Below are 12,069 nucleotides of genomic sequence, written 5' to 3'. Positions count from 1 at the left end.
CGACGTTCCTTTCGCTGCCCGACTCCAAATGTCCGGGGGCGCGAGGGGTTCCGTCGGACGCGGCTTAGTAGAGATTGTCCTTGTAATCCTTGTCGAGCCCGCGCTGCATCAGCCCGGGGACCGAGACGAACGCGCCCGCGATGCGCGCACCGAGCCCCTTGTCCTTGTTGAGCCGGACATGTTCGGCAAACATCTTGGCGGGCTTGATATCGGCGGGTGCGGGGGCGGCGGGCCAAAGCGCGGCGCGCGCGAGGGCGGCGCTCGACCGGCGTTCGATCACGACATCGTCGACGCGCGTTGCGAGCAGCGGCACCTTGCTCTGCACCGCGAAGGTCGCGCGTGCGGTTTCGTCGTCGGTGAGCGTCGCGGTGCCGCGAAGGATCGCGACGTCCGCCGACCCGGGGATCAGCAGCGCGGCGGCGATACGCGGCTGCGCGATGAGGTTGCGGAAGCTGTCGGTGCGCCGGTTGCCGGGGCGGTCGGCGAACCAGAGCTGGTCGCCGTCGAGATGCGCCATCGACCCGGCGGGGTCGCCCTTCGGGCTGAGGTCGGCATGGCCCGCGGGGTCGATCGTCGCGAGCGCCATGAAGGAGGCCGCGGCGGCGAAGGCGGGGCTGGCGGCAGGTGCTGCCGCCATCGGATCGGCGGACCAGAAACTCGAGCGGATCAGCGCCTTGGCGCAATGGACGTAGCATTCCTCGACCGCGACCTGCACATCGCCGCCCGCCACCGCCGCGACGCGGCCGTTGATGCGCAACGTCTCGCCGATCCCGGGGACGAGGAACAGCGAACCGAAGCTCGCGCCCGGCAACGCGAGCGCCGGATCGTCGAGCGCGGCGAGGGGAATGGCGAGCGTCTTGTCGTCGGCGACGGCAAAGCCGGCTCCGCCGCCGCCGAGCGTGATCGCGATGCCGTTCGCGTCGCCGAACCCGGCGAACATCAGCGGCGAGGCTTCGAGCCAGCGGCGCGCCGTGGCGTCGGCATGATCGATGACCTTGAGATTCACCGCGGGCGGCGCCTTCCCCAAAATGGCCTCGAGGCCCGCGATGCTGTCGACGTCGCTCATCGGCTTTTCCTCTGTTTCCCTGTCGCCATGGCCCGATCGAGAAGCTTTTTGGCCCGAACGATGGACTGCTTCACCGCAGTCTTATTGCAAATCAGTCGCAATTGCCTTAGCGGTTTCGGCAGGACCGATCAAGCTTGAGGGATACGGAAAATGCGCGGATTCAGGGGCCTCGGCCTTCGCACGGGTGCGTTGCTGATGGCGGGGGCGGCTTGGGCGCCGTCGGCCGCGCTGGCGCAGGACAGCGCCGCGGTCCCGGCGGACACGGTCGAGGAAGGCGGCGTCGAAGCGGTGAAGCAGGACGATGGCGCAATCGTCGTCACCGCGCGCCGCTTCGTCCCTTCGGGCGCGATCACCGCGAGCAAGACGACCGCGCCGCTGATCGAGACGCCGCAGTCGGTGTCGGTGATCTCGCGCGACCAGATCGACCTGTTGAACTTCGTCGATGTGCAGCAGGCGGTGCGCTACACGGCGGGCATCGTCGGCGAAAATTACGGCCCCGACCTGCGCTTCGACTTCCTGACGCTGCGCGGCTTCGTCCCCGTGCAATATGTCGACGGACTGCAGGCGCCGGTCAGCTCGACGATTTCGAACGTCGGGGTCGATCTCTACGGCTTCGAGGCGGTCGATATATTGAAGGGTCCCGCGGGCGTCCTCTATGGCACGACACCCCCGGGCGGCATCTATAACCTCACCAGCCGCCGACCCTCGACGCGCACGAGCGGCGAAATCCAGCTCAAATATGGCACCGACGATTTCAAGCAGGCGGCAGGCACGATCACCGGCGAGCTGACCAACGGCGTCAGCGCTCGGCTGACCGGCCTGTATCGCGATCGCGACGGCCAGACCGATTTCGTCACCGCGCGCCGCGCCTATGTCGCGCCCGCCGTGGCGTTCGACATCGGCCCCGACACGAAGATCACCGCGCTCGGCTATTATCAGTGGGACCGCGTCGAAGGCGATACGAACGGCTTCCTGCCCGCGGTCGGCGTGCTTGTCCCCAACCCGGTCGGCAAGGTCCGCCGCGGTATCAACCTCGGCGAGCCCGACTATAATTATTACCGCCGCGAACAGTGGAGCCTCGGTTACGAATTCACGCACCGCTTCTCGTCGGCGCTGCGCTTCACGCAAAATGCGCGCTGGAGCGATTACAGCGAATATCAGCAGATCATCTATGCGAACGGCCTTTCGGCCGACAATCGCACGGTGACGCGCTCGAACTTCCCCTTTGCCGACGATGTGCAGCAGTTCGCGGTCGATTCGCGGTTCGACGCGCAGTTCGAAACGGGCGCGATCGAGCATCATGTCCTCGCGGGCCTCGACTATCGCAATTATCGCGAGCAGTCGGCGTTCAACTTCCTTCCCGCAACGAACATCGACCTGTTCAACCCGGTGTATAGCGCGACGCCGATCCCGGCGCCGACCTCGCTGTTCGACTTCACCAACCAGCGGCTGAAACAGACCGGCGTCTACCTGCAGGACCAGGCGCATATCGGCAACCTGATCCTGACGCTGTCGGGGCGTCACGACTGGATGACGATCAACAATTATGCGACCGGCGCCGCCTTCCCCGAAGTGAAGGAAAGGAAGTTCACCTGGCGCGCGGGCGCGACTTATGTGACCGACAGCGGTATCGCGCCGTACATCAGCTATGCGACCTCGTTCCAGCCGCTCGTCGGGCAGACGTTCGGCGGGAACGCCTTCGATCCGAGCGAGGGCAAGCAGATTGAGGCGGGGGTCAAGTTCGACGGCCGCAACATGGGCGACGATTTCAGGATCTTCGCGACCGGCGCCCTCTATCGCATCGTGCAGAGCAATGTGCTGACGCAAGACACGGTCAACCCGGGCTTCTCGGTCCAGACGGGCGAGGTCACCTCGAAGGGCCTCGAACTCGAGGTCGTGGCGCGTATCCGCCAGCAGCTGTCGATCAACGCATCCTACACCTATCTCGACGCGAAGGTCAGCGAGAGCAACAATCCCGCCGAGGTCGGCGCGCGCCTTGCCGCGCAGCCGCGACACAAGGCGTCGCTGTTCGTCGACTATACGCATGGTAGCGGCGCGGGCGGCGGGGTTGGCGTGCGCCACCTCAGCAGCAGCAATGGCGTCGTTGCGCTGCCCGGCGCGACGGTGACCACGCCGAGCGGGATCGTCATCCCGGCGACCTTCACCAGCCCCGCGGTGACATTGTTCGACGCGGCGCTGCACTATGACATTCCGGGCTGGCGCTTTGCGGTCAACGGCAGCAATTTGTTCGACAAGCGTTACGCGGGTCGCTGCACCGGCCTTGCCGGCTGCTTCTTCGCCGAAGGGCGCCAGGTCATTGCGACGGTGACCAAGCGCTTCTGACCTCCCGCGTCCACGGCAGGCTTTCGAGGGCCGCCGGGCAGGCTCCGTGGCCCTCTTCGCTTTAGCGGCGGCGCGCCTTCATCGCCCAGCCGGCCACGAGCACGGGGATGCCGAGGGCGATCCACGCCGCGCCGTCGCGCCAGCCGTCGCCGGTGAGCGCAACGACCAGCCCCGCGACGCTGAGCAGCGCGAGCAGCAGCGGGACGGCGAAGATCCGGCGGAGGCTTTGAGGTTTCTTCATTCGGCGGGAACCACAGTGCCGCCGCTTTCGACCTCGCGAACGAGCGCGTCGGTCCCCGCGCGGCGCTTGCCAAGCCAGAGGTAGAGGCCCGAGCCGAGGACGATGATCGTGAAGAGGGTGAGCACCGCCCAGAGCAGCTTGAGCGGCAGCCCGCCATAATCGCCGAAGTGGAGCGGCTGCGACACGAACAGCGCCTGTGCGTACCAGGGCATGGCGCGCGCGTCGGTGAACTCGCCCGTCTCGGCATCGACGAGCGCGGGGGTGAGCAGCCGTTCGGTGAGCGGTGTCGCGCCCTGGAAGAAGATCGCGACATGATGCTTGCTGCTGAAATCGCCGCCGGGGAAGGCGATGAATTGCGGGTTGTTGCCCGGCACGGCCTTGCGCGCGGCGGCCATCGCCTTGTCGATCGAGCCGTAGCGTTCGGGCGGCACTGCGCCTTTGCCATCATAGGCGCGCACCATCTCGGCGAGCTCGGTCGTCTGCCACTGCGCGAAGATCGGCGTCGCGAGGGCGTTGATCACGCCCGTCGCGCCGACGACACTCATCCACGCGAGCGCGACGATGCCGAGGAGATTATGGTAGTCGAGCCATTTGAGGCGCGTGCTGCGCGATGTGCGCAGCGTTCCGAAATCGAGCTTGCGCATGAAGGGCGCGTAAAGAACGGCGCCCGAGATAATCGCGGCGACGAAGAGCAGCCCCATCAGCCCGAGAAAGAGCATCCCGGGAAGGCCGAGGAACATGTCGGTGTGGAGCTGGAGGATGAAGTGCATCACCCCGCTTTCGTCGACCGCGCCGGTGGCTTCCCCCGTCGAGCGGTCCCAGAGCTGGATCGTCATTGCGCTATCGGGCGAATCGGGTCGCGGTGCGGTGGTGATCGTCATCGACGGATTGTCGTTGTCGAACGCCATGAACACGGGCACCTCGCCCGGGCGCGCCGCGAGCGCCTTTGCGAGCATTTCGTCGAGCGGGCGGAGGCCCGGCGCTTCGCCCGAGGATCCGACGCCGGGCAGGCCATAGCGCGGCGCGGTTTCGGTCAGCGCATCGATTTCGTCGTGGAAGATCAGCGGCAGGCCGGTGAGGCACAGCATCAGCAGGAAGGCGGTGCAGATGATGCTCGTCCATTTGTGGACGAGGAACCATGCGCGGATGGTCGGTCGTTGCATAAGCTGGCGGGCCGCGGTTATTGCGAGAAATTCTCAAATAGCCCTATGGCGAGGTCCCGCTTTTGACAACCGGAATCGCGAGCGTTGCCGCGTCGTTCGGGCCAGCTATGCCAGTGTTCGGGCCGCCTTGGCTGCGCATACCGATTCACTTTCCTTTCACGGCGCGCGGCGTATAGTGGCCGTCGAGGGACCGCTCGCACCGCTGGAGCCACTATGCCCTTGAGCCGCGAGATGCAGCGATTGCGCGCCGAACATGCGGCACTGGTCACGCTGTCGCGGATCATCCTCGATATGACCCGCGCCCCCCAGCCCCCCGATGCAAGCGAATTGGCGTCGGCGCGCGGCCTGCTTCGCGAAACATTGGTGCGCCATTTGAAATGCGAGGATTGGGTGCTCTATCCCCGCCTCAACGCGACGGGCGATCCCGAACTGATGCGGATCACGCACGCGTTCGAGCTGGAAATGGGCGACCTGGCCGCGGAGTTTGTCGCCTATGACGACAAATGGACGGGCGAGCGGGCCGCGGCGGACTGGCCGGGTTTTTGCCGCGCGACGGCGAGCATCTTCGAAATGCTGGCGGTGCGGGTCGAGCGCGAGGAACGTGAACTTTATCCGCTCGCCGACAAGCTCTACGCTGCGGCGGCGGTCGATGCCGCGATCAGGGCCGGATCGCCAATTTCCAGCTGAGCGCGACGCGCCAGTCCTGATCATAGCCCGGCACCGGCTGTTTCCACGCATCGGCGAGTTCGAGGCCGATGGTGGCGTTCTCGGCATAGGACAGGCGTACCCCGCCGCCCCAGCTGCCCAGCCGGAAATCGGTGCGCGGGATCGCGGTGCGTGCGAGCAGCGTGACGTCGGCATAGTCGACGAAGCTGTAGATTTCGCTTTTGGACAGTTTGCCGCTGCGCAGCGGGCGCCAGGCGAGCTCGCCGAAACTGGCGAAGCCGCGGTCGCCATTGACCAGCCCGTCGGCGAAGGCGCGGCCGAAGGTCGCGCCGCCGACGCTGAAGCGCTGCGCCGCGGGCAGGCGGTCGCGCGTCCAGCGGCCGGTCGCGGCGGCGCGGACGACCGCGACCTTGCCGATCGCCTGGTTCGCCTCGATGCTCGCGTCGGCATAGAGGAAGCCAACCTCGCCGACGCCCGGATCGACACGCGCGCCGGCGAAATCGAGCCCCTTGGCGCCGCCGATGCGCGCGCCGACGACGGTGCGGTCTTCGCTGAGGCGGAAGGCGAGGCTCCCGCTTGCCGTCCATGTCTTTTCGGCGGCGATCGTCGAGCCGAAAAGCGCGTTCTTCGAATCGAGATAATCGAGCCGCGCCGCCGCGACGAGGTTGCGCCGCGACGCGCGGATCAGCGGGTGGGTGACCCCGAGGCCCGCGCTCCACGCTTCGCCGTCGATCGCGATGCCCTTCGGGCGGGTGCGTAGCGCGGCGCCGGAAATCTCGGCGCGCGTGCCCCCGGCGCCGAGCGGGGTCGAATGGCTCGCGGCGATATAGAGCAGGGATTTGAAGTTGAGCGCTGCGGCGCCCGAGAGGCGCGTTTCGTCGCCGCTGCGCAGCAGGCTGGTACCGCGCGCGTTCGCCTCGACAATGCCGTCGTTGACGAACTGGCTGGTGCGCGTCGTGAAGCCGAGGCCGAGCGTCGGCTTTTTCGCATCGACCGCGAGGTCGAGCGCAACCGCGCCCTGTTCGGTGCCGAGCGCGAGCGAGGGGGTGACGGTGACCCCCGGGATGTCGGCGATACTGCCGAGCGCGCGTTCGAAGCGCGCGCGCGGGAGTGGACGGTGGCCGGTGAGGCCCGCCGCCATTTTTTCGACAAGCGGCGCGGGGCCGCTCTCGCGCTCGCCGCTCAAGGTCACCGACCCGACATGGCCCTCGGCCGAGGCGACGGTGACGACGCCGCCCGACAGATCCTGTTCGGGGATGACGAGCGTGAAGAGCGCGACGCTCGAGCGATTATAGGCGCGCGTCATCGCGGCGGCGAGCTTCGCGAGATTGTCCGCCGAGGCGGGCCTGCCGACGAAACGTTGCGCTGCGCGGCCGACGTTCGCGGGGACACCCGCGCCGACGAAGCGGATTTCGCGGATCGTGACGTCGGGCCGCGCGCCGAGTTCGACCTTGCCGAGCGAAAGCGGCTTCGCTTCGGGGTCGGGCAGCGGATCGCGGCTGCGGTCGGGGGCGAGGGGCGGGCGGCCGTCGAGCGGCGTCGCCGCGGGCTGGGTAGTCCATGCCGCGGCGGGGCAGAGCAGGGCTCCGGCCGCCGCCGCGGCACAGGCGATGCGCAGATTGCGCATGGGGCGCAGCGTCAGTTGCCGCGCTTCGGCTTCACGCCGCCGAGGACGCCCCCGACGGTGCCGGTCACCCCGGTGACGAGGCCGGTGACGGGATCGACCGCCGTGCCGCCGCCGGGCGTGCCGCCGGTGACCCCGCCGCCGACCTGCGCAAGCGCACCGGTCGCGGTGGTGACGACGTTGCTGACAAGCGTGACCGGGGTGGCGGTCGGGTTTCCGCCGGGCGTGCCGCCCGTCAGCCCGCCGGTCGCGCCGCCGAGCAGGTTGCCGCCGGTGCCGGGCTGGAGCGTGACGAGCTGGCCGCCCGATCCGACGCCGACGGTCAGCAGGCTGCCATTCTGCTGGCCGGGCGACAAGATGCTCGCGCCGATCAGCGGCGAGGCGCCGGGACTGCCGATCGCGGTCGCCTTGCCGATCGTCGCGGTGACGAGCTGGCCGGGAGCGGCGGCGAGTCCGTCGACCAGATATTGCTGGCCGCTGCCCGTCTGGACGAGCGCGACGCCGGTGCTCTTCACGACGCCGACGACGGTGCCGACGAGGTTGGTATTGCCCGGCACCTTGCCGTCGACCGCGCTCGCGAGCAGCAAGCCCTTGTCGGCGATGACATTGACGAGGCCGCCCGTCTTGACAAGCACGTTGCCGATCACCGGGTTGGTGGCAGCGGGATCGCCGGTGTTGGCGAGCAGCCCGGTGCCCGCGACCCCGCCGGGGCCGACGAGGCCGCCGACTGCGAGCGCGCCGGCGCTGCCGAGGCCAAGGCCGCTGCCCGCGGGTCCGGCCGGACCTGCAGGTCCCGCGGGGCCGGTGGCGCCGGTCGGGCCGGCTGGCCCCGTGGCGCCCGCCGGACCGACGGCGCCCGTGGCACCGCCGCTGCCGACGCTGCCGACACGATAGCTGCCCGACGATTCGCAGGCCGCGAGCGCGAAGCACGCCGGGATGAGAATGAGATGGGCTGGACGAAATTCAAGACAGGACAAAGGCATGAGACATCCCCTTCGTACATGTTATCTGGTCCCTGAGCCGGATATTCCTGCCGTGCGAATAAGTTCCCTTCCTTATTGATAAAGTGTAAATAAGGCAGGGCTGTAAACCAATAGAATTACGCAAAGCCAAGCATTTTATGCAAAAATGGTATTTGAAGTTAACTATAATTTATTTTCACTTTGTGCTTCTTGTCTGCGCTACCCTTCGGAAGCCTGTGCCTATTTGAAACAATTTTCGCGGTTGAGCGAAGCTGCACCGCGTTCCCACCCCGCGCGGCCCGCCAACGGGGCGCGGCCCGCGCATCCGCCGGGTGGCCAGGTTGGCCAGCGGTGCGGCCGGCCGCGGCGGTGAGTTCTGGCGCCGCCTTTCGATTGACGATCACGGCGTCATCCAGCTAGGGCCGCGCCATCATTTTTTGGGAAACAAGTTCATGACCGATACGCCCCCCGACCGCATGTCGACCAATCCGCGCTCGCCCCATTTCGACATGGAGGTGCTGCAGCGCGGGATCGGAATCCGCTTCAAGGGCAAGGAGCGCACCGACGTCGAGGAATATTCGATCTCCGAAGGCTGGATCCGCGTCGCTGCGGGTAAGTCGAAGGACCGGTTCGGCCAGCCGATGACGATCAAGCTGTCGGGTGAGGTCGAAGCCTGGTTCGAAGACAGCGCGGCGGGCGAAGACCCCGCTGCCAGCGAAGGTGACAACGCCTAATCACCGGTGCGCCCGCGCATGAAGAAAGCCCCGGAGCGATCCGGGGCTTTTCTTTGCGCGCGATGCGCTGGCAGAATGTCGTTTGGGCTTACTGGCCGAGCGAGGCGGCGACGAATTCGAGGCCGTTGCCGGGTTTCCAGTCGTTCTGCGCCCAGACCGGCGCCTTGAAGCTGGGGGCCTTGTTCGGGGTGCCCGCTTCGCCATTGGCATAGATGAAGCCCTGCACCGGGTTGGCGCGCAGGCCAAGGTCGCCGATCGGGGCGTACCAGACGCGAACCATGCTCCAGTCGCCATCCGAGCTGACGTCGACGACGCGGACGTTGCGCTCGATCTGGCCGCGGCGGCCGTTGATCGGCGACCAGTTGGCATGGTCGATCAGGATTTCGCGGTCGCTGACGATCTTCTTGACCACCGCGACATGGCCCATCGGCATGCCGCCGGTGCCGGCGAACGCCATCACGGCGCCCTTGCGCGGCTCGTCGCCGCGTTCGTAGGTGCCCGCGGCCTGCGACCACCAGGTCTTGGCATTGCCGCGGATTTCGACGCCCGATTCGGCGCGGGCGAAGGGGACGCACTGGAGATAGCCCTGGGCCATAGCCGGGACGCTCGCGATCAAGCCAGTGATGGTCATCACAGACGCGATGGCGGCTGCCAGGTAACGACGATAGAGCATGAAATGCGACCCCCGATGGCTTGTCTTCAAGCGTTGGAGCGTCTTTGCTATGCCTTGCGCGGGCCACCAACCGCATAGCGACGAGTTGCGCCGTCGGTGCGGTGGATGGGGGAACCTTTTGTTAAGGCCTTCAATTCGTCGTGCGGGCGGTTCGGTTTGTCGCCGTCAGGCGGCGAGCGCCTGAACTCCGTCGCCGTCAAGCGGCGACGGTCGCCACATCGTCGGGACGGCGGAACAGCGTGAGCACGTCGCTCGCGGGCATCGGCCGCCCGTAATAATAGCCCTGGATATTGCTGCACCCGAAGCTGCGCAGCGTTTCGACCTCGAGTTCGGTTTCGGCGCCTTCGGCGGTCGTCGACATGCCGAGGCTGTCGGCGAGCGCGACGACGGCGCGGATGATCGCGATCGATTCGATGCTGCCCTTGGCGGCGCCGACGACGAAGCTGCGGTCGACCTTGATCGTCGAGAATTGCGTCTTGCGCAGGTAACCGAGCGACGAATAGCCGGTGCCGAAATCGTCGAGGCTGAGGCGGATGCCGAGCCCGATGAGCTGGTCGAGCAATTGCGCCGCGCCGCCGCCGTCACGCAGGAAGACGCTTTCGGTGACCTCGATTTCGAGCCGCTGCGGCGACAGCCCGCTCTGTGCCAGCGCCGAGACGACGACCGAGGCGAAGCTGGGGTCGGTGAGCTGGTCGGCCGAGACGTTGATCGCGACCTTCAGGTTCGACGGCCATTTCATCGCTTCGTGGCAGGCGGTGCGCAGCACCCATTCGCCGATCGGCGAGATCAGGCGCGCGTCCTCGGCGAGCGGGATGAAGCGGCCGGGCGAGACATTGCCGAGCTTCTGGTTGTGCCAGCGGATCAGCGCCTCGAAGCCGTTCAGCGTGCCGTCGGTCGCGGTGACCACCGGCTGGTAATAGAGTTCGAACTCGCCGCGCTCGAGCGCGCCGCGCAGTTCCTGTTCCATCACGCGCCGCTCCTCGGCTTGGGCGTGCAATGATGCGACATAGGCGGCGACGACGTTGCCGCCGCGGTCCTTCGATTTGTAGAGCGCGAGGTCGGCGTTGCGGGTCAGCGTTTCGACCGTCGCGCCGTCCTGCGGCCCGATCGCGAAGCCGATGCTGGCGCCGACGAACAACTGGTGATTGTCGACGACATAGGGGCGGCTGATCGTCGTAATAAGCCGCTTCGCGAGTTCCTCGGCGGCGTCGGCCGACGGCACATTGTGCAGCACGACGGCGAATTCGTCGCCGCCGAGACGGCCGCACGTCATACCGCGTTCCATCAGCCCCTTGAGCCGCGCCGCGACCTGCGCGAGCAGTTTGTCGCCGACCGGGTGGCCCAATGTATCGTTGACCGCCTTGAAGCGGTCGAGGTCGATCATCAGCAGCGCGCAGCGCGACTTGGCGCCGAGTGCATGATCGAGCGCGCGGGCGAGGTCCTCGTTCAGGCTGAGGCGGTTGGGCAGCCCGGTCAGATTGTCGAAACGCGCCATTTTGGCGATCTGTTCGGCGGTCGCGCGCTGTTCGGTGACGTCCGAACCGACGCCGCGGAAGCCGAGGAACTTGCCCGCCTCGTCGAGGCGCGGCGACGCTGACAATTCCCACCAGCGCGGCATGCCGCCGATCGTGACGGGTACGATCAGGTTCGAAAAGCTTTCGCGCCGTTTCATCCGTTCGGCCATGTCGTGCAGGCTTTTGGGAAACAGCCCGGTTTCCCATGCGTCGCCCGACAGCGCCTGGAGCAGCGGCAGCCCCTCGATCGCCTCGGCGGTGCCGCCCAGCGCATAGGCGAGGCGCGGCGAAACATGGACGAGGCGGCGGCTGTTGTCGGTCTGCCACAACCAGTCGGCCGAGGTTTCCTCGAACTCGCGGAGCAGCAGGCTGACCGTTTCGGTCTTTTCGTGCAGCGTCTCTTCGGCGCGGCGGAAGCGGATGTGGCTTTGCGCGAAGCGGACGCAGAAGGCACAGAGCAGCAGCCCCGCGGCCAGCGCGACCCCCGCGAGTTGCGGGGCGTCCGCGCGGACGAGCGCGACCGCCGCCGACAGGGTGACGGGGCCGATGAACAGCGCGCACGCCATCGGCACGCTGTGCGCGACGATCGCCAGCGTCACCATCATCAGCACCGCGATCGTCCACATCGACAGCACATGGTCGAGTGCGGGGCTTGCTCCCTGCAGCCAGAAGGGGCTGCCCCACAGTAGCGCCGAATAGAGCGCGTGGCGGCAACATAGCCGATATTCAGCGATCCCCGACAATTTGGGGTCCCCGAGCGGCAGGTTCCGGAACTTGCTGTACGACCACAGGCAAAAGATCAGCGCGCAGCCGAACCAGCCGCCGGCGACCGGCAGCGGCACGCTGTGGATCATCGTGAAGGCGGCGACGAGCGCCATGCCGAGGCCCATCAACAGGCGCAGCGACCCGCGGCCGCGAAGCGGCGCGAGCTGGAGCTGGCGGAGGTCGCCGATGTCTTCGTTTCGCGCCCCCAGCCCCAACAGGGTTCGCGCAGGAATGACTTCGGCAGCAATCGGGTCGGTCAGCAGGCTTTTCACCCGCCCCGTTTAGCGTGCGGGGGTTACCCGAAGGTAACTATCCGCC

10 protein-coding genes are annotated in these 12,069 nt (G+C 67.2%); 3 read left to right on the top strand and 7 right to left on the bottom strand.

What is annotated here, in order from left to right; genetic code table 11:
* Positions 1-64: 64 nt before the first annotated feature.
* Positions 65-1,066 (bottom strand): pyridoxamine 5'-phosphate oxidase family protein, encoded by a 1,002-nt coding sequence (locus VGN62_RS03245; protein WP_327451119.1) that lies wholly within the window; start codon positions 1,064-1,066, stop codon positions 65-67.
* Positions 1,067-1,216: 150 nt separating this feature from the next.
* Here VGN62_RS03245 and VGN62_RS03240 point away from each other — a divergent pair, with 150 nt between their 5' ends.
* Entirely contained in the window at positions 1,217-3,409 is a 2,193-nt protein-coding gene (locus VGN62_RS03240) for a TonB-dependent siderophore receptor (protein ID WP_327451117.1), read from the top strand.
* 61 nt (positions 3,410-3,470) lie between these two features.
* Here the strand turns inward: VGN62_RS03240 and VGN62_RS03235 are convergent, their stop codons facing one another.
* The gene (locus VGN62_RS03235; RefSeq protein WP_327451115.1) at positions 3,471-3,650 is read right to left on the bottom strand and encodes a hypothetical protein; all 180 of its coding nucleotides are present in this window, start codon (positions 3,648-3,650) and stop codon (positions 3,471-3,473) included.
* The gene (locus VGN62_RS03230) at positions 3,647-4,813 is read right to left on the bottom strand and encodes a PepSY domain-containing protein (RefSeq protein WP_327451113.1); all 1,167 of its coding nucleotides are present in this window, start codon (positions 4,811-4,813) and stop codon (positions 3,647-3,649) included. Before VGN62_RS03230 ends, VGN62_RS03235 begins: the two co-directional genes overlap by 4 nt.
* A 213-nt stretch (positions 4,814-5,026) precedes the next feature.
* Here VGN62_RS03230 and VGN62_RS03225 point away from each other — a divergent pair, with 213 nt between their 5' ends.
* On the top strand, positions 5,027-5,500 hold the full coding sequence (locus VGN62_RS03225) for a hemerythrin domain-containing protein (RefSeq protein WP_327451111.1): 474 nt from the start codon (positions 5,027-5,029) through the stop codon (positions 5,498-5,500).
* Here VGN62_RS03225 and VGN62_RS03220 read toward each other — a convergent pair.
* Together VGN62_RS03220 and VGN62_RS03215 are read right to left on the bottom strand one after the other, a co-directional pair.
* Complete coding sequence (locus tag VGN62_RS03220) at positions 5,472-7,106, bottom strand: ShlB/FhaC/HecB family hemolysin secretion/activation protein (RefSeq protein ID WP_327451109.1); 1,635 nt, start codon at positions 7,104-7,106, stop codon at positions 5,472-5,474. The two genes, VGN62_RS03225 and VGN62_RS03220, sit on opposite strands and share 29 nt — an antisense overlap.
* 11 nt (positions 7,107-7,117) lie before the next feature.
* Positions 7,118-8,086: a hypothetical protein gene (locus tag VGN62_RS03215; RefSeq protein ID WP_327451107.1), complete on the bottom strand. Its 969-nt coding sequence runs from the start codon at positions 8,084-8,086 to the stop codon at positions 7,118-7,120.
* A gap of 431 nt (positions 8,087-8,517) precedes the next feature.
* On the opposite strand from VGN62_RS03215, the gene VGN62_RS03210 reads away from it, so the two are divergent.
* Positions 8,518-8,799 carry a DUF3297 family protein gene (locus VGN62_RS03210; protein ID WP_327451105.1) on the top strand — a complete coding sequence of 94 codons (282 nt, stop codon included), beginning with the start codon at positions 8,518-8,520 and terminating at the stop codon, positions 8,797-8,799.
* Between the two features lie 88 nt (positions 8,800-8,887).
* On the opposite strand, the gene VGN62_RS03205 is transcribed toward VGN62_RS03210, so the two are convergent.
* Together VGN62_RS03205 and VGN62_RS03200 are read right to left on the bottom strand one after the other, a co-directional pair.
* Positions 8,888-9,472, bottom strand: a complete 585-nt coding sequence (locus VGN62_RS03205; protein WP_327451103.1) for a CHAP domain-containing protein — start codon at positions 9,470-9,472, stop codon at positions 8,888-8,890.
* A 196-nt stretch (positions 9,473-9,668) separates the two neighbouring features.
* Positions 9,669-12,023, bottom strand: coding sequence for a putative bifunctional diguanylate cyclase/phosphodiesterase (locus VGN62_RS03200; protein ID WP_327451101.1), 2,355 nt, complete (start codon positions 12,021-12,023; stop codon positions 9,669-9,671).
* Positions 12,024-12,069 lie beyond the last annotated feature (46 nt).

The sequence above is a fragment of the Sphingopyxis sp. genome (assembly GCF_035998905.1).
Lineage (GTDB): Bacteria > Pseudomonadota > Alphaproteobacteria > Sphingomonadales > Sphingomonadaceae > Sphingopyxis.
This window is presented reverse-complemented; position numbering and strand designations above follow the sequence as displayed.

Coding starts and splice junctions, on each gene's coding strand:
- VGN62_RS03245 (WP_327451119.1), bottom strand. CDS start 1,066: ATGAGCGACGTCGACAGCATCGCGGGCCTCGAGGCCATTTTGGGGAAG.
- VGN62_RS03240 (WP_327451117.1), top strand. CDS start 1,217: ATGCGCGGATTCAGGGGCCTCGGCCTTCGCACGGGTGCGTTGCTGATG.
- VGN62_RS03235 (WP_327451115.1), bottom strand. CDS start 3,650: ATGAAGAAACCTCAAAGCCTCCGCCGGATCTTCGCCGTCCCGCTGCTG.
- VGN62_RS03230 (WP_327451113.1), bottom strand. CDS start 4,813: ATGCAACGACCGACCATCCGCGCATGGTTCCTCGTCCACAAATGGACG.
- VGN62_RS03225 (WP_327451111.1), top strand. CDS start 5,027: ATGCCCTTGAGCCGCGAGATGCAGCGATTGCGCGCCGAACATGCGGCA.
- VGN62_RS03220 (WP_327451109.1), bottom strand. CDS start 7,106: ATGCGCAATCTGCGCATCGCCTGTGCCGCGGCGGCGGCCGGAGCCCTG.
- VGN62_RS03215 (WP_327451107.1), bottom strand. CDS start 8,086: ATGCCTTTGTCCTGTCTTGAATTTCGTCCAGCCCATCTCATTCTCATC.
- VGN62_RS03210 (WP_327451105.1), top strand. CDS start 8,518: ATGACCGATACGCCCCCCGACCGCATGTCGACCAATCCGCGCTCGCCC.
- VGN62_RS03205 (WP_327451103.1), bottom strand. CDS start 9,472: ATGCTCTATCGTCGTTACCTGGCAGCCGCCATCGCGTCTGTGATGACC.